General features: G+C 33.2%; 19 protein-coding genes. 6 read left to right on the top strand and 13 right to left on the bottom strand.

Going from position 1 to position 24,695, the window contains the following annotated elements; all coding sequences use genetic code 11:
• Positions 1 to 178: 178 nt before the first annotated feature.
• Positions 179 to 685: a DinB family protein gene (locus tag ACXGQW_RS01540; RefSeq protein ID WP_457823353.1), complete on the top strand. Its 507-nt coding sequence runs from the start codon at positions 179 to 181 to the stop codon at positions 683 to 685.
• Positions 686 to 730: 45 nt separating this feature from the next.
• Here ACXGQW_RS01540 and ACXGQW_RS01535 read toward each other — a convergent pair whose 3' ends face one another.
• From ACXGQW_RS01535 to ACXGQW_RS01495, 9 genes are all read right to left on the bottom strand, one after another.
• A complete protein-coding gene (locus tag ACXGQW_RS01535) occupies positions 731 to 952 on the bottom strand; it encodes a DUF6095 family protein (RefSeq protein ID WP_457823352.1) in 222 nt (73 codons plus the stop codon).
• Positions 952 to 1,764, bottom strand: coding sequence for an N-acetylmuramic acid 6-phosphate etherase (murQ, locus tag ACXGQW_RS01530; RefSeq protein WP_457823351.1), 813 nt, complete (start codon positions 1,762 to 1,764; stop codon positions 952 to 954). Before murQ ends, ACXGQW_RS01535 begins: the two co-directional genes overlap by 1 nt.
• 179 nt (positions 1,765 to 1,943) lie before the next feature.
• Positions 1,944 to 2,831 carry a hypothetical protein gene (locus ACXGQW_RS01525; protein ID WP_457823350.1) on the bottom strand — a complete coding sequence of 296 codons (888 nt, stop codon included), beginning with the start codon at positions 2,829 to 2,831 and terminating at the stop codon, positions 1,944 to 1,946.
• 4 nt (positions 2,832 to 2,835) lie between these two features.
• Positions 2,836 to 5,211 (bottom strand): TonB-dependent receptor, encoded by a 2,376-nt coding sequence (locus tag ACXGQW_RS01520; protein ID WP_457823349.1) that lies wholly within the window; start codon positions 5,209 to 5,211, stop codon positions 2,836 to 2,838.
• A gap of 22 nt (positions 5,212 to 5,233) precedes the next feature.
• Positions 5,234 to 6,424 (bottom strand): helix-turn-helix domain-containing protein, encoded by a 1,191-nt coding sequence (locus ACXGQW_RS01515; RefSeq protein WP_457823348.1) that lies wholly within the window; start codon positions 6,422 to 6,424, stop codon positions 5,234 to 5,236.
• 120 nt (positions 6,425 to 6,544) lie between these two features.
• On the bottom strand, positions 6,545 to 7,753 hold the full coding sequence (lysA, locus tag ACXGQW_RS01510) for a diaminopimelate decarboxylase (RefSeq protein ID WP_457823347.1): 1,209 nt from the start codon (positions 7,751 to 7,753) through the stop codon (positions 6,545 to 6,547).
• Positions 7,754 to 7,756: 3 nt separating this feature from the next.
• A complete protein-coding gene (gene pepT / locus ACXGQW_RS01505; RefSeq protein WP_457823346.1) occupies positions 7,757 to 8,989 on the bottom strand; it encodes a peptidase T in 1,233 nt (410 codons plus the stop codon).
• 163 nt (positions 8,990 to 9,152) lie between these two features.
• Positions 9,153 to 11,981, bottom strand: coding sequence for an outer membrane protein assembly factor BamB family protein (locus ACXGQW_RS01500; protein ID WP_457823345.1), 2,829 nt, complete (start codon positions 11,979 to 11,981; stop codon positions 9,153 to 9,155).
• A gap of 118 nt (positions 11,982 to 12,099) precedes the next feature.
• Complete coding sequence (locus ACXGQW_RS01495; RefSeq protein ID WP_457823344.1) at positions 12,100 to 12,666, bottom strand: hypothetical protein; 567 nt, start codon at positions 12,664 to 12,666, stop codon at positions 12,100 to 12,102.
• 82 nt (positions 12,667 to 12,748) lie between these two features.
• Here ACXGQW_RS01495 and ACXGQW_RS01490 point away from each other — a divergent pair, with 82 nt between their 5' ends.
• Both ACXGQW_RS01490 and ACXGQW_RS01485 read left to right on the top strand, forming a co-directional pair.
• The gene (locus tag ACXGQW_RS01490) at positions 12,749 to 13,669 is read left to right on the top strand and encodes a patatin-like phospholipase family protein (protein WP_457823343.1); all 921 of its coding nucleotides are present in this window, start codon (positions 12,749 to 12,751) and stop codon (positions 13,667 to 13,669) included.
• A gap of 24 nt (positions 13,670 to 13,693) precedes the next feature.
• Positions 13,694 to 15,292 carry a glycosyl hydrolase family 28 protein gene (locus ACXGQW_RS01485; protein WP_457823342.1) on the top strand — a complete coding sequence of 533 codons (1,599 nt, stop codon included), beginning with the start codon at positions 13,694 to 13,696 and terminating at the stop codon, positions 15,290 to 15,292.
• Positions 15,293 to 15,310: 18 nt separating this feature from the next.
• Here the strand turns inward: ACXGQW_RS01485 and ACXGQW_RS01480 are convergent, their stop codons facing one another.
• Positions 15,311 to 16,405 (bottom strand): lactonase family protein, encoded by a 1,095-nt coding sequence (locus tag ACXGQW_RS01480; protein ID WP_457823341.1) that lies wholly within the window; start codon positions 16,403 to 16,405, stop codon positions 15,311 to 15,313.
• Between the two features lie 110 nt (positions 16,406 to 16,515).
• Here ACXGQW_RS01480 and ACXGQW_RS01475 point away from each other — a divergent pair, with 110 nt between their 5' ends.
• Genes ACXGQW_RS01475 through ACXGQW_RS01465 form a run of 3 tightly spaced genes read left to right on the top strand, consistent with a single transcriptional unit; the run spans position 16,516 to position 19,852 of the window.
• Positions 16,516 to 17,106, top strand: coding sequence for a type 1 periplasmic binding fold superfamily protein (locus ACXGQW_RS01475; RefSeq protein ID WP_457823340.1), 591 nt, complete (start codon positions 16,516 to 16,518; stop codon positions 17,104 to 17,106).
• Between the two features lie 48 nt (positions 17,107 to 17,154).
• A complete protein-coding gene (locus tag ACXGQW_RS01470) occupies positions 17,155 to 19,422 on the top strand; it encodes a TonB-dependent receptor (RefSeq protein WP_457823339.1) in 2,268 nt (755 codons plus the stop codon).
• Between the two features lie 10 nt (positions 19,423 to 19,432).
• Entirely contained in the window at positions 19,433 to 19,852 is a 420-nt protein-coding gene (locus ACXGQW_RS01465) for a Fur family transcriptional regulator (protein ID WP_457823338.1), read from the top strand.
• A 56-nt stretch (positions 19,853 to 19,908) separates the two neighbouring features.
• Here the strand turns inward: ACXGQW_RS01465 and ACXGQW_RS01460 are convergent, their stop codons facing one another.
• The 3 genes from ACXGQW_RS01460 to lpdA form a co-directional block, all read right to left on the bottom strand.
• The gene (locus ACXGQW_RS01460; protein ID WP_457823337.1) at positions 19,909 to 20,340 is read right to left on the bottom strand and encodes an FKBP-type peptidyl-prolyl cis-trans isomerase; all 432 of its coding nucleotides are present in this window, start codon (positions 20,338 to 20,340) and stop codon (positions 19,909 to 19,911) included.
• Positions 20,341 to 20,437: 97 nt separating this feature from the next.
• Complete coding sequence (locus ACXGQW_RS01455; protein ID WP_457823336.1) at positions 20,438 to 22,936, bottom strand: hypothetical protein; 2,499 nt, start codon at positions 22,934 to 22,936, stop codon at positions 20,438 to 20,440.
• Positions 22,937 to 23,070: 134 nt separating this feature from the next.
• On the bottom strand, positions 23,071 to 24,459 hold the full coding sequence (gene lpdA / locus ACXGQW_RS01450; RefSeq protein ID WP_457823335.1) for a dihydrolipoyl dehydrogenase: 1,389 nt from the start codon (positions 24,457 to 24,459) through the stop codon (positions 23,071 to 23,073).
• Positions 24,460 to 24,695: the final 236 nt, after the last annotated feature.

Raw genomic sequence — 24,695 nt, 5'->3', positions numbered from 1 at the left:
ATTTTTAAGGATTTGTTAATTTACAGTTCTTAATATTGTCTTATGATTAAATACAAAGAGCATTTTTTTGTGTTAATAGATTAATTAACCATATTGTAAAAATAATGTAAAAGAACAGTAGTAATTTTTTTATATTTAGTTCGACAAACAAAATCGTTAAACCAAGAAATCCATTCATATGATAGATACCATTATAAAAAATCTAGAAAGAGGTCAGTATTTATTAGAAAACATTAGCGATAAAAAATATAGTGATAAGTCCATAGCTCCATACTACTCTAGTATAGGGGGACATTTTAGACATGTTTTGGATGTTTACAGTTGCATCTTTAAGGGGTTAGATTTGGATGAGGAAATTAACTTAACTCTGAGAGAAAGAAATGTTAAAGCAGAAAATTATACGGTTCATGGATTGGAATATTTGTCAGATATTACAAATAAGCTTAGAAAATTAGACAACGGTTTATTGTCTAAGCCTGTAAAATTGGTTGATGATTTGGGTGATGGTTGTTGTACTGTTAATACTACGTTAGAAAGTGTTTTGGTACAGGCACACAGCCATGCAATTCATCATTTTGCTACCATTGGTTATATGATGCACGTTTTAAAAATTCACTTACCGATGGATAGTTTTGGAATTAATCCTACAACCCCACAAGCTAAAATGGCCATCGCAGATAAGTAATATCCTTTTTTAGGTGTGATATTTAGTGTTGGTTGCCGATCTTTTCTATTTATAAAACAAGTAATCCAAAAGCGTTTTTATCCCCCAAAAAAACAAAGCAATGGTAAGTATTGCTAAGGCAAATCCAATGTACAAAATAATATGGATGTCAGCTTTTTGTGCTGCTTTGTAACCAATATTAATAACAACTGGGCTTAAAAAGAGTAGCGGCAAAGTTGCTGCCAAAATTTTAATTCCTTTATTTAAAATTTGTTTTTTTGTATTCATTAATCCTTGTAATTATCAATAGCACTTCTAACACTTCCATAAGTCAATAACAATTGTTTAGCATCATTGTAATCGATGCCAATTTCGTCAACAATCATTTTAGTACCCCTGTCAACTAATTTATCGTTAGACAGTTGCATATCCACCATTTTATTGCCTTTTACTTTTCCCAATAAAACCATCACACTAGTGCTGACGATGTTTAAAACCATTTTTTGTGCGGTACCTGCCTTCATCCTAGAACTACCAGTAATAAATTCTGGGCCTACGGTAATAACAATAGGATATTTTGCAACTTTATCTAATGGACTATCTAGATTCATGGTAATAGACCCCGTGGTAATATTATTTTTATTACAAGTTTCTAAAGCTGCGATAACATAGGGTGTAGTTCCAGAAGCAGCAATTCCAATAACTACATCTTTTTCATTTACATGATGCTGTTGCAAATCTTTCCAGCCTTGCGTTGTGCTGTCCTCTGCATTTTCTACAGCTTTCCTAATAGCAGTATCGCCACCGGCGATTAAACCTAAAACCAAATCAAAAGGAACTCCAAAAGTAGGAGGACATTCAGAAGCATCTAATATTCCTAAACGTCCACTAGTTCCAGCTCCTATATAAAAAAGTCGACCACCGTTTTTAAGTTGATGAGCAATTACGTTTACCAAAGCTTCTATTTTTGGAATCGATTTTTCAACAGCCAGAGCCACTTTTTGGTCTTCTCGATTAATGTTTCGTATTAATTCCAAGGCAGACATATTTTCTAGCCCTGAGTATAAAGAATCTTGTTCGGTAATTTTGGTAAAGCTCATTGGTTATTCTATTGTAATGTTTGTTCTGTAAAGTTTTGAAAAACATCTTTTTTTGGACAAACGAAAATGACAACAAATTTCATGGATAAAATTTTGCCTCTAAAATAGGGATTTACCATGAAAAAGGCTGTTAAAAACGTAATTATCAAGATGCAGCATACTATAGGAGTAACGCTGATCTACTCTGGTATGGTAAAACTTTTTGTTGTGAATTGATTGATAGAAAAATATCCTAACACAAAATTTTCTTGATTGGTTTCATTGATAATATTTCCTCTAATCAGCGCAGGAGCCGTTGAAAACGGTCCACCACCACTATCAATTTGAGTTAATATTTTGTTCAAAAAATTATAATGCTTTTGACTAACTCCATACAGTGTAAAATCTATTTGTTGTACGGTTGAAGCCTCTTCAACAAAGCCAGGAATATTAATAATGTTTTCGCCAGGTATTTCCGAGTAAAATTCGTCATCAAAAACATCTAAATCGGGTAAATTGATAGAAATACTTGGGTCTTTTTTAATTTCTTTACTTTCAATTAAGAAAAAGTTATCTATGCCAATTTCATTTTCTATATCAATACGTATTTCAATCGCATCATCATCAATAAACTCAGCTTCTTTTGAGCTAATCTCTCCTATGTCTACAACACTATTATATGTGTCTTGAGCTTTATAGGTTTCTCCGTCAATGGTAACAGATAAAAAGTAAGCTTCTCCAACTTGAATATTGGCAGCATCAAAATCTAAGGCCGTGTAGATACCATCAATACCATCTTCGGTATCTGCGGGGTTGTCGTCTAAGAAAGTACCTAAGCTGTTTCCATCTTTATCTGTAACCGCGATAGTTGCTCCCAAAATAGGTTCGTAATCTTGGCTGTAAAAGTCGGCAGTCTTAGAAAGAGTAATACTTTGTTTTTCTGATGCAATGACATCGTTTTTATCAATATCAATATTAGCTTCTATACTAATTCTGCTTTCAGCGTTTAAAAGTTCATCAATAAAAACCTCTTCCGTGCAAGAAGTGATAAATAATGATACAATGGCGATATATATATAATTTTTCATGGTCTTAAAATTTAAAATTAAAAGTAACAGAAGGCAACGCTCCAAATATGGAAAGTCTTTCAGAGGTATTTCTACCTGTATCAGAATCTTGTCCAAAAATTACAGAGGACCAATTTTGTCTGTTGTAAATATTGTAAATGCTAAATACCCACTCTCCTTTAAACTTTTTATTCTCATAACGCTTGGGTTTGTATGTTGCGGCCACATCCAATCTATGGTAAGCAGGAAGGTTAAATGTATTTCTCGGTCCAAAAGTAGGAATAGTTCTTCCTCTAAACTGATAATTCCCTGTAGGATAGGTAACTGGCTGACCAGATTGAAAAGAAAAATTGGTGTTAAACTTCCATTTTTTAGAGGCTTTGTAGTTTAACAATACGGATATATCGTGGGTTTTGTTATAAGGGGTATCGTACCAATCACCATTATTAATTCCTGTTTCTACAGGAGTTCTCCCTTGTGCCCGTTGTTCAGATTTTGACAAGGTATAACTAATCCAACCATCAAATTTGCCCGTTTCCTTTTTTAACATAAGCTCTAATCCATAGGCCCTAGCTTCCCCAGCTAAAATAATAGTTTCTATGTACTCTTGTGCAACCAAGTTAGCTCCGTCTATATAGTCAATACGGTTGTCTACTGTTTTACCAAAAACCTCAGCAGTTAAACTATACTTTCCGTTAAAGTCTTTATTGTAACCAAAAGCAATTTGATCTGATAATTGGGGTTTGATATGCTTCCCACTAGGAGTCCAAATATCTAGAGGAGAAGGGGATTGAGCGTTGGATATGACATGTAAATATTGAGCCATTCTTTGATAGCTCGCCTTAAAAGAACTATCATCTGTAAAAGCATAAGCGATAGAGAATCTAGGTTCTAAATTAAAGTAATTTTTCTGTATCTCACGAATGCTAATGTCTCGTTGGCCTATGGGGTCTGCAGATTCGTATATTTGAGCATCTTCATCATAAACTACAGGAGAACTTTCGTAAGTATTTACATTTTGCTCTCCTAAACGGGCAAAGTTAGAAAGTCGTACACCATATCTCAAATCAATTTTATCATTTAATCTATGTTCCACGTCAATATACAAGCCAGATTCGATGGCATATTTCTTTGGAATTTGATTTTCGCTAATTCCACTATCTTCTTTATTAGGCTCTATTTTTCCGGGATTGAATTCGTAAAAAATACTGTTTGCACCAAAGTTAATCGCAATGTTGTCGTTAAAGTATTTGGTAAAATCGTATTTAATATCAATATTTTGTAAACCTGAATTCCACTCAAATCCAACAGGGTCTAGTTCTAGTCCATAATAATAATTGCTATAAATCATAGATAAATTAGAAAACAGCTGGCTGTTAAACACGTGATTCCACCTCAAATTGGCAACAGAATTTCCATAAGTATTAACAAAAGATTCCGATAAAGAAAAAATATCTCTTCCAAAATAGCCTGATAAAAATAACTTATTATTCTCATCTACTTCCCAGTTTATTTTGGTGTTTAAATCATAAAAATAAGCAGTATTCTCATTATCGGGTTGTATTAAAGGGATAAACAAATCGGCATAAGATCTTCTTCCGCTTAAAAAAAAGGAAACCTTTTCCTTTACGATAGGCCCCTCTAATGTTAGTCTCGATGAAATTAAACCAATTCCTCCATTCGCATGAAAATCATATTTATTTCCGTCTTTTTGGCGAACATCTAACACCGATGATATTCTACCTCCATATTTTGCAGGAGTTCCTCCTTTGTATAATTTTAGGTCTTTGATGGCATCTGCATTGATTACAGAAAACAAACCAAATAGGTGAGAGGTGTTGTACAACGTAGCTTCGTCTAACAAAACTAAATTTTGATCGGCAGCACCTCCACGGACATTAAAGCCAGATTGTCCCTCACCAGCGGTAGTTACACCAGGAAGCGTAGTGATGGATTTGATGACATCCACTTCTCCCAAAATAGCAGGAATTTCTTTAATGGTTTTTACCTCCATTTTATTGACACTCATTTCTGCTTTTTTGATACTGATTTTTTCAGTGTACGCTGAAATGACCAATTCATCTAAACTTTCGGTGCTTTCTTTTAAATTGATGTTTAAAGTGGTGTTTTTAGTCAGTTTTAGACTTTTGTTAAAATTGTTGTAACCCAAATAGGAAAATTCTAAATCGTGGTCACCTTTATCTAACGTAAATGAATAAAAACCATATTCGTTACTTACTGTTCCTTGACGTGAATTTTTTTCGACCACGCTTACCCCAATCAAAGTTTCCCCAGAGTTGGCATCTTTAACGACTCCCGTTATTGTATGTTTTTCTTGGGCAAAACTTAAGCAAATGTTGCCTACAAAAAACATTAGTAATAATTTCTTTAGGTTCATCATTTTATTTTGATTTTAGCACAAATTAAGAGTTTTCTTCGGTATCAAAAGTTTCAATAGAAGCAACGGTACTCATTTGTAACGATTTTTGATAAGTTTTTTTGTAAACAGAAGGTAGCATTCCAGTTTCTTTTTTAAAAATTCTGTTAAAGGTTGTTTTAGACTTGAAACCACAATCGTTAGCAATCGCAATAATGGTCATATCATTACACCTAGGATTGCTCAATTTTTGTTTAATAGCATTTATTCTGTAGTGATTTATTAAATCATAGAAAGTAGTATTTAAAACGTGATTGATATAAGCCGATAATTTTTTATCGCTCATACCAATTTTTTTGGAGAGGAGTAACAAGTTTAAATCTTCATTTAAATACAATTGCTCTATTTCTAAATATTGATGGATGAGCTTTTTGTATTTATTAATTTCTGATTCCCCAAATGTAATCGTTTGATGAGTTGCATTTTTTGTGGCAATATTCTCGGTTTGCTCATCATAAGGAATCAATAATTTGGTTTTATTGATCGCATTATATCCCAAATAATAAACCAAAATAACTGAAGCCAAGGGAGTTGCAAATTCAGAAATATCTATTTTAAAGTTAAAAACTAAATTACCAATCATCATAAGTAAATCTATAAAGCATACTACCAAAATACCTGTAAGCATTCTTTTAATCCATATGCTTTTATGTTTATGTATGGTAGAAAATTGATTTTTTAATTGGGATTGATATTGAGTAAAAGATTTTAATGATAATAAAATATAGATGTTCAAATACAACATAAACAAAACAGGGAGTATTTTTTCATTTTCGTTGTCTACAAAGGCTACATAATCAAAAAGATAATTTCCTTTTAAATAACTCAATATTTTAGGTAAAGTAATGACCAAAAGATAGACAACTGCAGGTACAAAATGCTTTAGATACTTCTTTACGATTTTATCAGGATTGCTGATGAGAGATTTTACGTACACATAGATTAACGGTCCCAAAATAAACTCGATAGGGTCCGTAAAAACCAAAAAGAATAAAGTTAAAATTGTTAAATCGTTAGTATTGGTGTACACAATAGCTAAGAAGTTGAAAATTACAACCAGAATGCTAATGAGTAACTTGTCTTGAATAGTTTTCTTTTTAGTTTTAAACAAGGGAATGAGCATAAAAATGATAATTCCTATTCCGCAAGCAATACTAAAATTGAAAATGGTAGACATTGTTCTAATTGTGCTTGTTAATATTTATTGTTCTACGCATTTAATGGACATTTTTATCTTGGAATTACGTAGTACAAATTAAACAAAAAACGCTAATCTTATAAGATTAGCGTTTTTGTTTTATAGTGTATCAATCAATATTTGACCTTTTAAAATATCTTCGAAAGTTTCTCTTTCTCTTATCAGATAGTCTTTACCATCAACAATTAAAACCTCCGCAGGTCTGTAACGAGAGTTGTAATTAGAGGCCATAGAAAAGCAGTATGCTCCCGCATTTTCTATACTCAAAATATCTCCTTCGCTAATTTCGCTAATATCTCTATTGCTCGCAAAAGTATCTGTCTCACAAATATATCCTACTACATTGTACTTTTTTTTAGGACCGTTTGGATTGGATACGTTTCTTACTTTATGATAAGAGTCGTACATCATAGGTCTAATCAAATGATTTAAACCACTATCTATTCCTGCAAATGTAATATTAGGAGTTTGTTTAATTACGTTTACTTTTGCTAAAAAGCTTCCAGACTCTGAAACTAAAAATTTACCCGGTTCAAAAATTAAGTTTAATTCTTTACCATATTTAGCACAAAAGGCATTAAAACTAGCTCCTAAAACTTTTCCTAATTCCTCCAAATCTGTAGCGTAATCTCCGTCTTTATAAGGGACTTTGAATCCGCTACCTAAATCAACAAATTCGATAGTATCAAACTGTTCGGCAACACCTAATAATACTTCCATTGCTTGAACAAAGGCATTCGCATCAGAAATATCAGAACCCGTGTGCATATGTACTCCGTTAATAGGAGTACCTGTTTTAGCGAGTACCGCTTTTATTTGATTTACTTGATTTACTGAAATACCAAATTTAGAATCTATGTGTCCTACAGAAATTTTAGCATTTCCTCCCGCCATAATATGCGGATTGATTCTCAAGGATACTGGAGCACCTGGAAAGGCATTTCCAAATTTTTCCAATATAGATAAGTTGTCCAAAGTAATTTTAACTCCTAATTCTTTTGCTTCTGCAATTTCTTCAAAAGAAACTCCGTTAGGGGTGTAAGAAATATCTTTAACGTTAAAACCAGCAGCCAAACAAAGCTTTATTTCTTGCACAGAAACACAGTCGGAACCAGAACCTAAGTTTTTTAATACCTTTAAAACATTTAAGTTGGTGTTAGATTTTACTGCGTAATTTAATTTTACGTTTTTAACCGATGAAAAAGCATTCATCATTCTAGTGTATTGATTCTCAATAACACTCGCATTGTATACATACAATGGGCTTCCGTATTTTTCTGTTAACGAAACTAAAAATTGATTATCCATGGTTTATAGATACTTGTTTGCTGTAATTTCAGCAATGTTTATAATTACTCTTATGGCTTTGTCTATAGACTCTAAAGGTACGTACTCATACTTACCGTGAAAGTTGTGTCCTCCAGCAAAAATGTTTGGACATGGCAACCCCATAAACGATAATTGAGAACCATCTGTACCTCCTCTAATGGCTTTCATTAAAGGTTTTATATTTTCTTTTTCCATAGCTTCTGCAGCAATATCTACAATATGCATTACAGGAGCTATTTTATCTTTCATATTAAAATACTGATCCTTAATCTCGACTGAAAAAATAGCAGAATCGTGTTTTTTGTTGAGCGAAGATACTAAAGACTTTATTGTTTTTTTGCGTTCCTCAAACTTTTCTAAATCATGATCTCTTACAATATATTCCAGCGTTGTGTTCTCCACGTCTCCATGTATATCGTGTAGATGATAAAACCCATCATAACCCGCTGTTTTCTCTGGAACTTCATCAGCAGGTAAGCTGTTGATAAACTCTTGAGCAACCAAAATAGCATTCACCATTTTATTTTTTGCGTAGCCCGGGTGTACGTTCTTACCTTGAACCGTAACAACAGCACTTGCTGCGTTAAAGTTTTCGTATTCTAACTCTCCAACTTGACTACCATCCATTGTGTAAGCCCATTGTGCACCAAACGCTTCTACGTTAAATTTATGTGCTCCTTTACCAACTTCCTCATCTGGCGTGAAACAAATTCTAATCGTACCGTGTTTAATTTCTGGATGTTGCACCAAATATTCCATGGCCGTTACAATTTCTGTAACACCTGCTTTGTCATCGGCACCTAAGAGTGTAGTTCCATCTGTGGTGATGATGGTTTGACCTTTGTACTGTTGAATATCATCAAAATAGTTAGCATCTAATACAATATTTTTTTCAGAATTGAGCGTAACATCTTTACCGTCGTAGTTGTAATGAACTTGAGGTTTTACGTTCTTTCCGCTAAAATCAGGACTCGTATCTATATGTGCTATAAAACCAATGACAGGAACTTCTGCATCAACATTACTAGGTAGCGTGGCAGTTAGATAACAATTTTCATCAAGATATACATCACTTAAACCTATTTCTTTAAGCTCATCTTCTAACATACGAGCTAAATTCCATTGCTTTTCAGTACTAGGAAAAGCAGGGTTGTTAGGATTAGACTGCGTGTCTACAGTAACGTATTTGATAAATCTATCTAAAATAGGTTGCATGGTTGGTAACAATTTTATGCAAAAATAGTTAAGTGTTTACAAAACTAGATAGCGAATAAGCAAAATAAACTGAATATGTTTTATTTGTTTAAGACTTGTTTAGCGTTAGATTGTACAGAACAGATAGATATTAAATTTTTTCTTGATGTGATCTAAAGAAATACTATGGAACCAAAGGTTCGCTTAAGGCTACATCTATAAAACGAAAACCCCCACAAGGTATACTTATAGACACGTTGCTTGGATTTGAGATGTCAAACTCAGTTTTGTCTAAAATATCTATCATTTTAACAGCTTTAGAAGTTTGTATTTTTACAGTGGCTAATTTTTTACTTGGATTTAAGTAACCTCCATCTATAATAGTTATTCTTAGGTGTTTAGGAGAGGTTTGCGCAACTACCCACGCTACTTCTCCTTCTACTTTGATAGGTAGTTTTTTAGACAGTTGTTCAATGTCATCTTTGATTACTTTTGCATAAGTATCAGCAGTAAATTTTTGAGTACCATCTTCCGAAAAATAATAGCGACCATCCGTAACGTATCCTTTTGTGATACCTTTGTATAATGGATGCAGATGATTGACCAACTTGCCACGAGATACCTCATTTTTTGCAAAAACCCCCTGCTGGGGAGGAGTGATAAGTACAAGTCCATTGGGATATTTAGGTAAAAAGTTTTGACGACGATCTTTGGTACCACTCGCAATACTAGAAAAATCCCATGCAGTATTTTGGGCTGCCATGTACGTAGCGTTATTTCTACTAAAAGCAAAGGGATTATTGTTTTCAAACTCTTTATCGTAATAAGTAGACCATTTTAAATTACTGGATTCATTCATATAATGTTCGTCTGGCACTTTCATTCCAATATGTACTGGGGAGTAGCTTAGGACTTCGTGAGGTTTGGGTACAAATAAAGCTCCTTTAGCAATTAAGTTCCACAAAACACTCATGTACTCATTATCCGTAGCTAAATTATTTACGTAAGTAGCTCCGTTGGCTAAGTGATAAATAAGTTGGCGCAAAAAATGATTAGGTAAACGTTGGTTGCTAAATTGTCTAGAACGATCGAAACTGGCATTGTCGTTTATAGCACGAGTTCCCCAGTTGTTCACAACACCACTTGCCCAAAGTCCTGTTCTTCCTGCAATACTTATATCCATCGCTTTATCAGTCGTTTCTTCCATAGCGGGAACAAAAACATTTGCGTAATTGCCATCTAAAACCTTTTCCCACATAGGTAAGTAAATATTTCCTTGCCAAAAGCTGTGTTTAGTGCGCAAAAAAATATGTCCGTTTCTTAGTTTCGAGTAATCGAGTAATGGATAAAGAAGATCATCCAGAACAAATTCCATATTTTCTGTGTGGTCTTCTAACTCGGGGTAAATGAGAACGGTTTTTTTGCCGTTGGCATTATCCAACGCTTTTTTGGTAGTAGAGAGTTGGAACATGTAAGGATCGTTACCGTGACCTCCCCAATAGGCAGCTCCTTTACTGTCTTTTGCGTACAGTTTGCTAATAAAGTTTAAGCATTGTTCCTGTGTCCAATCATATTTTTTTCGTCTATCTCTCTTTTTTTGATATTTTTTATTGTCCATAGTAGAACGATCCCACTGTTCAACGTGTTTCATCCATTTGCTGTTTAAAAAGACAGGGCTATTATAATTTTCAGAAATGTAACTAGATACGGTTTGAGCGATTGGACTCTTTAAGTCTTCGGTCATAAAGTAAACTTCTCTAGGACTACGCTCTTCTTCAGGCTTTTTGTAAGTCTCAATTTGACTGCGAACAAGGTCTGTATTCCTAAGAATAGCTTCAATTTTTTTTGATGGAGGAATCTGAGTATAGGCAGTCTTCCAATTTGGGTGATTTGTATTGAGGATGTGAATAGCACTACCGCCACTTTGAACACTTCCCATTATAATGTTCTCCCCATCTTTCCACATATCGTAGTACGAGTATTTGGAAGTAAATCTCTCTTCAGATGCTATATCGAGGTTTTCATTAATTAGTACCAGAGTTCTACCGACTCTACTAAGATATTTGGAAACTCCTTGGTCTTTAATTAATTCTGTTTGAGTCACTACATATCCAAATCCAAGGTTTTTTATTGGGTGAAAGTTGTTGGTGACTTGAGCGTTTTCTAGTGGAAAATCTAATTTATAGCTAAAAAAAGCAGCATCGGATTGATGACAAGAATTTCCTAAGATTATTTCTAGCTGATTGTTGTGATAGGCAAATCTAAGCTCTCCAATAGGGGTTCTGGAGGTCTTTTTAAGAGCTTTAATTTCAACACTTTTAAAGGGTTTACTTTCCAAAGCATTAAAAAAGTAGAGGTATCCAAAATTTTGCATATGATTATCATTACCATGCAATACCAAAACAGGTTTTCCATCAGGGGTTGTAATGGTTCTTAAGAAATTTGCGTAGTGCCTATTGTTAGGAGGTAAATAATTAGATTTTGCCCAATTCCATGGCTTTTGTAACGAGTAGGTCGCAGAAGGTATTTCTTTTACGATTTTACCGTTATTTGCATCTAAGTAGTAGATGTTTAAGTCAAAACCACCACAAACAACGTAAGAAATGTTGTCTTTTTTAATCGTTGTGACCGTATACATTGGAATTTGGCTGATTTGTTGCTTCCATAACAAGTTTCCCTTGCTGTTTAGGCAGTACACAGCACCATCTGCATTAGCAACCAAAATTTCGTCCTTACCATCATTATTGATGTCATCACACCACAAATCATGAACCATAAATCCAGATAAGGGATTCTTCCAAAGTTGTTTCCCGTTGTATTCGTAACCTAGAATAGTTCCTTCATAAGAGGCAGCTACTATATACTTTTTTGTCTTATTTTTAGCGGTACGTACCTTGAGTATGGTCATGCCTGTTTCTATGCTGTAAGCACCTTTAGAAATATTTTTGCTGGATGCTTGTGTGGTAAATAAAATATTAAAAAACAGATAGAAAAAACAGAAGAAAGTTTTCATGAGCTACAATTTATTGCAGTGAATAAAAATGATTCACATTTGACTATAGTTTGACTCGATAAGCAGCAAAAGGTTTAAGAAATATAAGAATATTAAAAAATAGAAGTAAGCAATTGTTTTATAGAAAGGTAATAGAATTAAAAATAGCAAGGCTCTCACTCAAACTATTAGATAAGTTTTTGCTCGTATTAATGGTAGATTTGAGCAAGTAATAGCTGTCCTCTTCGGCAATATAATAGTCTAAAGTATAAATTTCTTGTTCGGATTGTTTTTTAAAGCTGAATATATAATAAGCAGGGAGATCTTTGTATTTTGAGTAACCCTCACTAATGATATAATTTCTTGCTTTTTTTTCAATTTTGGACTTCAGTTCATTTCTAAAAGCATCCTCAAGAATAATTTTACCTTTAAATCGTGTAACATCAATAATAAAAGAATTAGAGTAGTTACGCGTTGTATCAGCTGCATAAATTCTTGACTGATAGTCATCAAAATAAAGTTCTCGTTTCCAATGGTCACCTATCTTAATTTCGTAATTGTTTTTTACATCTCGGATGACTTTAGCATGGTCAAATTCAATTTTTTTATCAACACCGAGCAATGTACTTAAATCCTGTTTTTTTTTGCAAGACAACAGACAAAGAGATAGAACATAAAAAGGAAGGTAAAGAAGTTTAAAATTCATTTTTTTTAGTTTAAAAGCGTATCTTTAAGTAAAAGCGAAAGTAAGTTTAAATTTTTAATTGAAGAATTATAACAGATCAGTTATGAGGGCATTGGTAATTTCTGGGGGAGGTAGTAAAGGTGCTTTTGCAGGTGGTGTGGTTGAGTATTTACTAACTAAACAAAAAAAAGAATACGATATTCTTGTGGGTACTTCTACAGGTAGTTTAATGATTTCTCATCTGGCCTTGGGTAGAGTTAAAATGCTTAAAGAATTGTATACCAATGTGAGTCAAAGCACCATTTTTAGCAACTCTCCATTTATCATAAAAGGAAAAAGGGGGGCTAAAACTATCTCCATCAATCACTTAAAAGTTTTGTGGAATTTGATTAGAAAAAGAAAAACTTTTGGAGAGAGTAAGAATTTGAGAAAGTTAATTCACAGTACAATTGATGAAGAGTTTTATAAGGAATTAAAAGCGACTAATAAGGATATTGTGGTAACGGTTTCTAATCTAACGGAGGGAAAAGTGGAGTATAAGGCAGTAGCTGATTTTAATAGAAAAGAATTTTGTGATTGGATATGGGCATCTTGTAATTACGTGCCTTTTATGAGTTTGTACGAGAAGGATAATTTTCAGTATGCAGACGGAGGATTTGGAGCTTTGGTGCCCATTAAAGAAGCTATCAACCGAGGGGCTACCGAGGTTGATGTAGTTATTTTAGATACTGAAGTTAGAATGGTAGCAAATATACCCGCAAAAAATCCATTTTCGTTAATATCTGATGTTTTGGAGTTTACTTTAGAGCAAGTACGTAAGCACAACATATCTATCGGAAAACTAGCTTCGCACTACGGTGAGGCACAATTAAACTTGTATTATACTCCTACAATTTTAACCACCAATTCGTTAGTTTTTGATAAAGAATTAATGACAGAGTGGTGGCAGCAAGGCTATAATTACGCTAAGCTCAAAAACAAAAGATTTGATATGATGAGCGAGTTGAAGTTTGAGGATGAGTAAATATACATTAACAAATAAAAAATAATGAGAGAAAGTTTAAATTACAATTTAATAGAGTTGAACAACTCGTTACAAAAAATAGACAATTTGGCATCTAAAATAGATAACGCTATTGTTGACGAAAATAATGGAAAATTAGTAAAAAAAGGAAATGTAAGTAATGTAGTAACTGCCTTACAGTCGGTTAATCAAGGAGATGTTTTGTTAACTAACTACTATTCTCAAAAGTTAGATCCCACTCAAAAAATGAGATATTTTAAATATTCATCAGATAAAAATTATATCGGCTTTGAAGACATTGAAATAGATTGTTTTGTTATACCAGAAGGCACTTACTTTATAAGAGGAAGAATAAAAGTAGAAACTTTATTAGACATGAATCTTAATGGTGATTTTAGAATTATTAAAAATCCTGTTAATACTGTATTAGCCAACACAGACGATATTGGGAGATGCGATAAAAACGTAGCTTTATTAAAGGAACAGGTAAATGAAATTTTATATGAGTCTTCCACAACTATAAAAGTATATGATTTTTTTGATGCTAATAAAACGCATTCTCAGATCATAAGCGAAGCTTTACAGTTTTCAAAATATTTATTAAATAGAGTTTTAGTATTTGATACTATTACTTGGAATATTGATGAAGCAATATTAATCCCTAGTAATACTGTCATCATTATTGACGGGATTACCATCAAACAAAAAGATTTCACTTTTGATAATGTTTTTAGAGGAGACAATTTAGAAATAGACCCTGAAAATCCCAACGGTCTTCCATTATCAGTTTCATTATTAGAAAATGTAAAAATTTTAGGAATTAATGATGCACAAGTTATAGGTCCCGATGAAAATTTTAAAATATACAATCCAGGGTTAAAAGAAACTCAAGAAGCCGTAGGTGACTATTATGGCTTTAGAACTTTACAAGTATCATTTTCTAATGCCAACAATATAGAAGTATCTGGATTGAATTTTTCAAAAACTAGATGTTGGTGTATTTCTTTAGACAAATGTTCGAACTTTAAAATTCATGATATAGAAATAAACTCCAACGTGAAAAATGGAGATGGAATAGACATTAGACATGGATCTAACAATGGATTTATATATAACATAAAAGGAGATACGTCAGATGACTTAGTTGCATTAACTTCAATGCCGATTGTATTAAATTATCCTGCAGGAAAAAATCAACAAATTTTGTTTCCGATAGAGCCAGCAAGTGCTTTGTTAAAAGGAGCAACACCAGAGGTACTAGGCATCCATGATGTGCAAATTAAGAATATCAAGAAATCAGGAGCTTATCATGCCGTCATAGTGTGTGCCAACGGGGGAAATGTCAACAAAAGAGTTTTGATAGATAACGTACAAGAAACGAAACCGCAAACAAGAGATGCTTTAGTGAAAATATATAAGGGTTATGCAAAAGGGTATGTGGACAATGATATATCAGAGATAAGTGTTAATAATGTGGCTGGTATTGGTACTTATACAGGTGCTGTAGTTTATTGCAATTGCAAAATTGGCAACTCATGGATTAATAAAGTGAGTGTTGATGGAGATGATAATAAAACAGTTGTTTTAGATAGTCCGGATGGTATAACATTGACTAATTCTTAATAAATTTGAGTAGTTAATTTAAAACAAAATGCAAGTCGCTCTGGGAGCTTTTATTTCATCAACATAAACAAGTTTACCACTTTTTGGATTTCTTTTAAACGAGCAAATGTTATTGGTATCTCTATTAGCAACCACCAAAAAATGATTATTCGAAGATAATGAAAAATTCCTTGGATGTTTTCCGTGTACACTTACTCTTTCTACAAAGCATAGCATACCATCATTATTTACTTTAAAAACACCAATGCTGTCGTGCCCTCTATTGCTTATGTAAAGAAACTTACCATCTTTGGTAATTTCTATATGCGCTGCCGTATTATGTTCTTTGAAATTGCTGGGTAAGGTTTCAATCGTATCCGTTATACTGTAAGTGTTGCTATCAGTATTTTTTTTAATAACGGATATGGTTGCACTCAACTCATTAATCACATAAAGTACAGGCAATGTTGGATGAAAAGTGATCAATCTTGGTCCGCTTTCCAGAGGCAATTCTAACTGGCTAAAACTATTGAGAATTAATTTGTTTTCTTCTGAATTAATAGTCCAAAACATTATTTTATTAGCTCCTAAATCTACACTTAATATATTATTGGAGTTGGGTTCAAAATAACAGGAATGAGCAAAAGCTGCTCTTTGTCTTTTATGCAAACTAGGAATAGATACAAAATGCTTATGGGTATCTAATTTTTTTGATAAAAGACCTTCTTGATTAATCTTGTGTAGATTGATGCTTCCGCTTTTGTAATTGGCAGTAAGTACAAAAGGTTTTTTATAAGTGATAAAGCAAGGGTTTTGTTCCACAGCACTATGATTGATTTTTGTGAGTTTATCATCACTTATTCTAAAACTTGTAATCGTGCCCTCAGTTTGAGTATTGGTAGCTATAAGATACTTATTATCCTCCGTTTTTGTTAAATACGAGGGGTTTTCCGTTTTGGCTGCTAAAGTAATTTCTGACAACAAGCCGTTGCTGTCAATTTCAGATTGATAAATTCCGTCGCTAGTAGAAAAATCGTTGTTTGTATAGGTTCCTATGTAAAATTTCATGTTGTTTTGGCTTACCAAATTTAAAGTGATGAATAGTACGAACAATGTGTAGTATTTCTGATTCATGCGAGTTATTTTTTGATGAAGATAACATTTTATGAAAAATATAAATGCAACATTGTTGCGTTTGTTGTTTTAGTTGTTATATTTGCAGCATCAAACAAAAACTATTTAATATGAAATTAAAACATTTATTTTTATCGGCATTTTTAGGATTGGCAATTGTCTCTTGTAAAAAAGATGATCCTGAGGAATTTAGTGAACCAGAATTAATTACAACTTTAAATTATACATTAACCCCACAGGGAGGTGGTGCTGTAGTAAAATTAAAGTACTTTGATGCAGATGGAGAAGGAACGGCTGAACCAGTAATAACCGATGGTAGTTTGGTCGCAGGTATAACTTACGATGGTGTTATTACAGTGTTAAATGAAACGGAAGATCCAGCAGAAGACATTACAGAAGAAATTGCTAGCGATGAGGGAAAATTAGAGCATCAATTTTTCTTTACACCTCCAAGTGGTTCAAAGGTTGAATATGCCGATACGGATAGTGAGGGAAAGCCAGTTGGTTTGTCTACAACTTTAACAACATTGGATACCTACTCCGGAGGAGATTTAGAAATTATTTTAATTCACGAACCTAACAAATCTGCAGAAGGAGTTGCTGAAAATGATATTACTAATGCAGGTGGTGAAGCGGATATTACTGTTGATTTTAATTTAGGGTTGGATCCAAATAATAACTTAATTCAAGAATTAAGGTAAATAATTATAGTGCGGAAAAATTTATTTTTAACGATTACAATTGCATTTTTGTGTTCAAGTTTATGGGCACAAAAATGCAATTTTGTATTGAGTGGTGTCGTAACTGAAAGTTCAGATAACCAACCGATCGTAGATGTTTATGTTTTTTTAGAAGAATTATCCATCGGTGTTACAACCAACAACAAAGGAGAGTTTTTATTCTCTAAGCTTTGTAAAGGAAGCTATCACATAGATGTAAGTCATATTGGTTGCGAGAATAAAAAAGTTTATGTGAATTTAGATCGTTCGAAAACTATAGAGGTGTCTATGGAGCATTATGTAGAGATGCTAGATGGAGTACATTTACAAGGTCATAAACTAGAGAAAACTACACAGTCAGTACAAAAAATTAAAGCGAAAGACATACATAAAAATGCTCATCAAAATTTAGGAGGATTATTAGAAGGGTTAGCAGGAGTTAGTATTGTTAAAAATGGAAGTGGTATTTCTAAACCCGTAGTTCACGGCTTGACCAATAGTAGAATTATATTTTTAAATAACGGGGTGGTACAGAGCGGTCAGCAATGGGGGAACGACCACAGCCCAGAAATAGACCCATTAATGTCCCAAAACATTAAGTTAATTAAGGGAGTTGGAGCTTTAGAATATCAAGGAAATTCTCTTGGAAGCGTTGTGATGGCATCTCCTAAAAAAATTGGGGATGATCCGCATATCCACGGAATAGCTAATACTTTCTACGAAACTAATGGAAGGGGACACGGGGCTAATTTGTCCTTAGAAAAGGCCAATAGAATAGTAGATTGGAGAGTCAACGGAACTTTTAAAAAAGCTGGAGATTCAGAAACCCCCGATTACTTTTTAAACAATACAGGTATTAACGAAAAAAACATAGCGCTACAACTAAGAAAAAAATGGAGTAGCAAATGGTTATCTAAACTTTACTTTAGTAGTTTTAATACTGAGATTGGTATTTTAAGAGGGGCTCAATCGGGTACAGAAGCAGTATTAAAAAATGCTTTTATAAGACAGGAGCCTTTTTTTACAGAGGATGATTTTTCTTATGAATTAGAAGCACCAAGGCAAGAAGTTCATCATCATTTATTAAAGTTAGAAACTAGATATGATAAAAATGAATATTTAAAATATGATTTTCAATATGCTGGACAAAGTAATCTGAGGAAAGAGTTTGATGTACGTAGAAGTGGCCGTTCAAAAATTCCATCCTTAGAAATATTGCAGAATACACATCATCTCAGTTTTAAAAGATTGTATCATAAAGGTGATGTGCATTTAAAAAGTGGAATACAATATACCTTTACAGATAATACAAACAACAATACCAAAACAGGTACATTTCCTTTGATACCAGATTACTTATCACACCAAGTTGGAGTTTTTACCGTCTATACAAAAAAAATAAAGAGATGGCTTCATGAGTTTGGTGGACGTTATAATTATAGTTATCAAGATGTGGCTAATTTAGTAAGAGGAACACAAGAGGTAAATAGATTTCAAAACCACTTTCACAATATAAGCGTAGCTTCAGGGTTGAGGTACAGGACTTTGAGTGATTTACATTTTGCTTTTAATATAGGTTTAACTTCCCGAAATCCAGATGTTAATGAGTTGTATAGTAATGGTTTACATCAAGGAGTTGCTTCCTTTGAAATAGGAAATCCAGATTTACAGAAAGAGGTTGGAATCAAAACTACGTTTGGTGTGGAGGGGCAAGTAGCTCAGAAATGGTTTTTTGAAACTTTGGCTTATTATCAATACATTGATAATTATATTTTTATAGATCCTTCCGGTGAAATAAATGTATCTATAAGAGGTTCTTTTCCTGTATTTAACTACAGGCAAACAAATGCAGAAATTTTTGGGTTAGACTTGGGGACAAGTTATCAAATAAATAACCATTTAAAGTTGGGAACAAAATATAGCTTTTTGAGAGGTAATAATCTGTCAGAAAATGTTCCTTTAGTGAATATGCCAGCGAATAATTTATTTGGAAGTATAGATTATCAGTTAGGTAAGATTGGAAAATTTACGAACACTAATCTTGGACTGAACTACAAATATGTATGGAGACAAAATCACTTAAATGACAATCAAGATTTTGTGCCTCCCCCAAAAGCTTACCAGTTAATCGGAGCAAAAATAGAGACCAACTTAAACATAGGTAAAATAAAGTGGTTTTATTATGCAAGTGCCACTAATTTGCTAAATATTAGATACAGAGATTATTTAAACAGATTGCGTTATTTTGCTGACGAAAGGGGAAGAAGTGTGGTGTTGGGCTTACGTGCAAAATTTTAATATTAAAATAATGAGTTATCATACACAGATTAAAGAATTACTAAAAGATAGAGGGCTAAAGGTTACCGCTAAAAGGGTAGAGTTATTAAACATAGTGATCGCCCAATCATCGGCAATTCCTAGAAGCGAATTGCAAAGAAAATTGAGTAAAATAGATAGGGTTACCTTGTATAGAACGTTGAACTCTCTGTTGGACAGTGGAATTATTCATATAGCACATACAAGCAATGATGATGTTTATTATGCGATGTGCAAGCATCATTGTAATTCTGAAAAACACATACACAAGCACCTCCATTTTAAATGTACAGTTTGCAATGACGTTAAATGTGTTGAGACTTTTGAAGAGATAAACATCAAGTTGCCTAATTTCTCTGTGGAGGACGTAAATATTGAAGTAACTGGAGTCTGCGATGTTTGTTTAACGTAAAAAACTTTTGTCCGTACGAATACAGGCAAAAGTTTTTTAAATATGTGATAAACTAGTTAATTAACCGCTACTAACTCAATGTCGAAAATTAAATCTTGTCCAGCCAATGGATGATTTGCATCTAATTCTACCTCATCCTCTTCAACTCCTACAATCAATAGCATTTGCTTTTGTCCATCTTCTCTGCTTGCTTCTAATTGCATACCTACTTGAGGCTCCAAATCTTCTGGTAACTGAGTCTTAGGTAGTTTAAAAACAGCCTCTTCATTTCTAATACCGTAAGCATCTTTAGCTTCAATTGTAACTTGTTTACTCTCTCCAGTATTCATACCGTTAACTGCATTGTCAAAACCGGGAATCATTTGACCTCCACCCACAGTAAATTCTAAAGGTTGACTTCTCTCCTTTGAGCTATCAAAAATTTCATCATTGGTTAGTTTACCAGTGTAATGAACTTGAACTATATTTCCTTCTTTTGCTTGAGACATATCTCTATTTTAAAATTAAGGAGCAAATTTATAATTTATAAAATGGTTAAAAGCACGATACAAAAAATAATCCTCTTGAATTTCAAGAGGATTGAGTTTATTCTACTACAAATGTTGTATAGGTATGTATAGGAATTCCATCGTCAGAAATACCCTCAACTTCAATCAAATAATCGCTACGCAAATCGCTAGTAAAGAATGATAATTTGGTGTCTTCTGTGGCCTTTGTCCTAATGAGTGGTTCCCAATAAAGAGTAGTTCTCAGATCAATTTCGTTAATCAACTCAAATTCGTTAATATGATCTGGACTGTAAAATTTTCGGGCAGTATAAAAACCTTTGGCTTGAAAATCTATAATACCAGGTTTTCTTTTAACGTTTCTACTACCGACATTTCCAGAGTTAGAGTAGAGAGCGATGACTCCTCCGGTAGCTCTCGGAAAAGTAGTTGCTTCAGCAGCTTCAAGAATATCTATAAACGAAATTTCGTCACCGTTAATAGAGTTTAAAAAACTAGCATCTATTTCTAAACCGTCTATAAAAACGAGTGCAGGGACGTTTTGCCTACGTAAGTATAAGGTATCGATACCCGCAATAACACCATTCATCTGACTAATAATTTCAAAAGCAGTAAAAGAAGCAGCTTGGGTAAAATCGTTTAGCAAATCTAGTCGCTGCCCAGTAATTGGAGAACCGTAGTCTGTTAACTGATCCATTTCTTCGGCTCTTTTTTCTAATGCTGTTTTTCTTCTTGCTTTAATTTCAATTTCTGTAAGTTCCAACACTCTTTGATTGTACTTAAATTTTTCTTCATTGATATACTGGGTAACTTTTGCAAAGTTTTCCAATTGTAAAGATTTTTTTTCTTGCGCTGTTTTATTAAATATTACGTCTTTAGAGAAATTCAACTCTTTATTTTTATCCTGATCGATAAGAATTACAACATCTCTAGATTTTCTCTTTTTAGATTTGAAATGGTCTTTTCTAGATTCAATAATTACAGGAATAGAATCAAAAAAGATATAAGGTCCGTAAGAGAAAGCTCCTAGTGTATCAGATTGTTTGATGGGTTCTTGACTAATACTTTTACCCATAAAGGTTAATCTCGTAGGGGCAGAAAACTCTGTATACGGCTTCTTTAAATATTTAGTTTTACCAGAAATAAAGAGCCCTACTTCAGGTTGATGTTCGGTGGGTGCAGGGTTGATATTTAGAATCTCTGCCCAGCTAAATCTTCTCCAACCATGAGTAAGCATTACTAAATCTAACAAATACTTTCTCCTAGGATCGTTGGGTTTCTCAAAAAAGTAATTAGGATTTCTGATAGCTCCTCTTAAATCTGAATTGAGTAACAACCAAGTTTCAATATTTCCTGTTTTATTGTTGTAAGGATAAGCTTTTAAATCTCTAACAGCCATGGAAACCGAACCCGAGATATTCTTTCCCAAAGAATTTTTGATACTTAGGTTTACGTCCACTTTTTTTCTGACTGCGTTGTTCTTTTTAGAAAGCGTTATTTGTTGACTTAAATTATTCTCTGGATTATCTATAAACACAAGTCTCTCAGCGATAGGATTACCCTCTTTATTAAATAAGGTAACATGAGTTACACCATCTTTAATTCCTTTAAAAGGAAGTTTAATGATGTTCTCCTTTTTTTCACTTTCGATGAATTTTTTAAATAACAACTCTCCTCTCTGATGAGCAATTAAATAATTACCGTGTAATCCTCTTTCGTCCGTAGATGATGTTTTGATAAGTAGATGATTCCTTTGATTAGTTATCGTTAATATAGCTCCTTTGCTAAGTGCTTTCGGTAAAGGATATTTTACTTCTTTGTTATTAATATCTATACAAGCGAAGTAAGATTTATCAGCTTCTGGTATATATAAAAAATGACCTAAGTTTAAGCTAGTAGTTTTAAAATCAACTACCTCATTTCCCAATTCATCTTTAATTGTCCCTTTAATTTTTATATCTCCGTACTGTTTGCTTTTTACTTCAAAAGCAACGTTGCATGGCTGATTAATAACAGTATAACCACCTTCTGGGTAAAATTTAATTTCTGGTTTTTCCGTTATTTTGTCATTCTTGTCTCGAATTTTTAATGCAGATGCTATATTAGATTTATCGTTTGTAGTAGCCAAACTGTCTTTTTGAACGCTATGAATAGGAATTTCTTTCTGAAAATAAATTTCATTCTTATCATTTCTCATGTAGTTCGTATAGGCTCGTAACAGATAATTTCCAGGCTTCCAATTCTTAAAGGTCTTAAAATCTCCAGAAGCTGCCATATGATTTACATATAGTTTTTTAGACGCGACAATACTGTCCTTACTATCTAAAAGTTCTACGTGAACAACTCTACTTTTATCAGTTCTTTCGTGCGTAACACCGTTCACTAGATAAGTAGAAAACCAAATATCATCTTCTACCGAATAAAACGGTTTATCTGTATGAACGTATATTTTTTCGGGATGATTTTTTGTGTACGTTGAGAGTTGCTGGGTTAAATTTTCTAAAAAATCAGTTTTACTCACCCATGTAAAAGATACAAGAACAAGTGTTAAAACGATTAGAGATATTTTCTTTTTCATAGATGTTTAATATCAGTAATGTTAATTATGACTACCTAATATACAAATAGTTTAATTTTAGGTTCAGTTAAAATAAAAAAAAGGGAAAATTCTCTTTAAGAATTTTCCCTTTTGTCTCAATAAATGAATATTTATTACAAGTGAATTACTTCATCATAAGCATCAGCAACAGCTTCCATTACCGCTTCAGACATTGTAGGGTGTGGGTGAACGGTTTTTAATACTTCATGCCCTGTAGTTTCTAATTTTCTACCTAATACTGCTTCAGCAATCATATCGGTTACACCAGCACCAATCATATGACATCCTAACCATTCTCCGTATTTAGCATCAAAAATGACTTTCACAAATCCTTCTTTGGTTCCAGCAGCAGAAGCTTTTCCAGAAGCAGAGAAAGGGAACTTACCAACCTTTAATTCATAACCAGCTTCTTTAGCAGCTTTTTCTGTCATTCCAACAGAGGCAATTTCTGGGTAAGCATAGGTACATCCAGGAATATTGGTATAATCAATAGGTTCTGTATGCAAACCAGCTATTTTTTCTACACAAGTAATTCCTTCAGCAGAAGCAACGTGGGCCAATGCTTGTCCAGGTACTACATCTCCAATAGCATAATATCCAGGGATGTTAGTTTGGTAATAATCGTTTACTATAATTTTATCTCTGTCTACAACAATTCCAACATCTTCTAATCCAATGTTTTCTATGTTGGTTTTGATTCCTACAGCGGATAAAAGCACATCAGCTTCTAATTTTTCTTCTCCTTTTTTTGTTTTTACAGTAGCCACAACACCTTCGCCAGAAGTATCAACAGATTCTACAGCCGAGTTAGTCATTATTTTGATTCCTGCTTTCTTTAAAGAATTTGCAAATGCTTTAGATACATCTTCATCTTCAACAGGAACAATATTAGGTTGGAATTCTACGATAGTTACTTCAGTTCCCATTGAGTTATAAAAATGTGCAAATTCAACTCCAATGGCTCCAGAACCTACAACAATCATTTTTTTAGGTTGTTCAGGTAAAGTCATTGCTTGACGATATCCAATTACTTTTTTACCGTCTTGAGGTAAATTAGGCAATTCTCTAGAACGGGCACCAGTTGCAATAATAATGTGTTCTGCTTCATAAGTTTCAAGCTTACCGTCAGTATCAGTAACATCTACTTTTTTTCCAGGTTTTATTTTACCTGTTCCTAAAATCACGTCAATTTTGTTCTTTTTCATTAAGAACTCAATACCTTTACTCATTCCTTGAGCTACACCACGAGATCGTTTGATTACTGCTTCAAAATCTTTATCAATAGCTTCAGCCTTTAAACCGTAGTCGTCTACATGTTTTAAGTAATCGTATACCTGAGCACTCTTTAATAAAGCTTTTGTTGGAATACATCCCCAATTTAAACATATACCTCCTAAAGATTCTTTTTCAACAACTGCAGTTTTAAAACCTAATTGCGAAGCTCTAATAGCAGTTACATACCCTCCAGGTCCACTTCCAATAACAATAACGTCGTATTTCATGTGTATATTTTTAATTCGTGTGATAGAAATTTATATTGAACGCAAATGTAATAATTCTAAGCCATATTTCACAATAGACTTTTCATAATTTTTAAGTATATATACTTAGAATTACAGATGATGGATACTGCTCTGATCGATAAAAAAAACAAAGTAGACCAAAGCTTATTTTACTCATTATATATCGCTTATTCTCGGAAAAATAGCAATCAAGTAAGTGTGTATACGATCAATTT

Source organism: Wenyingzhuangia sp. IMCC45533 (assembly GCF_054111225.1).
The sequence above is the reverse complement of the archived record's forward strand: the minus strand, read 5'-3'. Positions and strand labels throughout refer to the sequence as shown.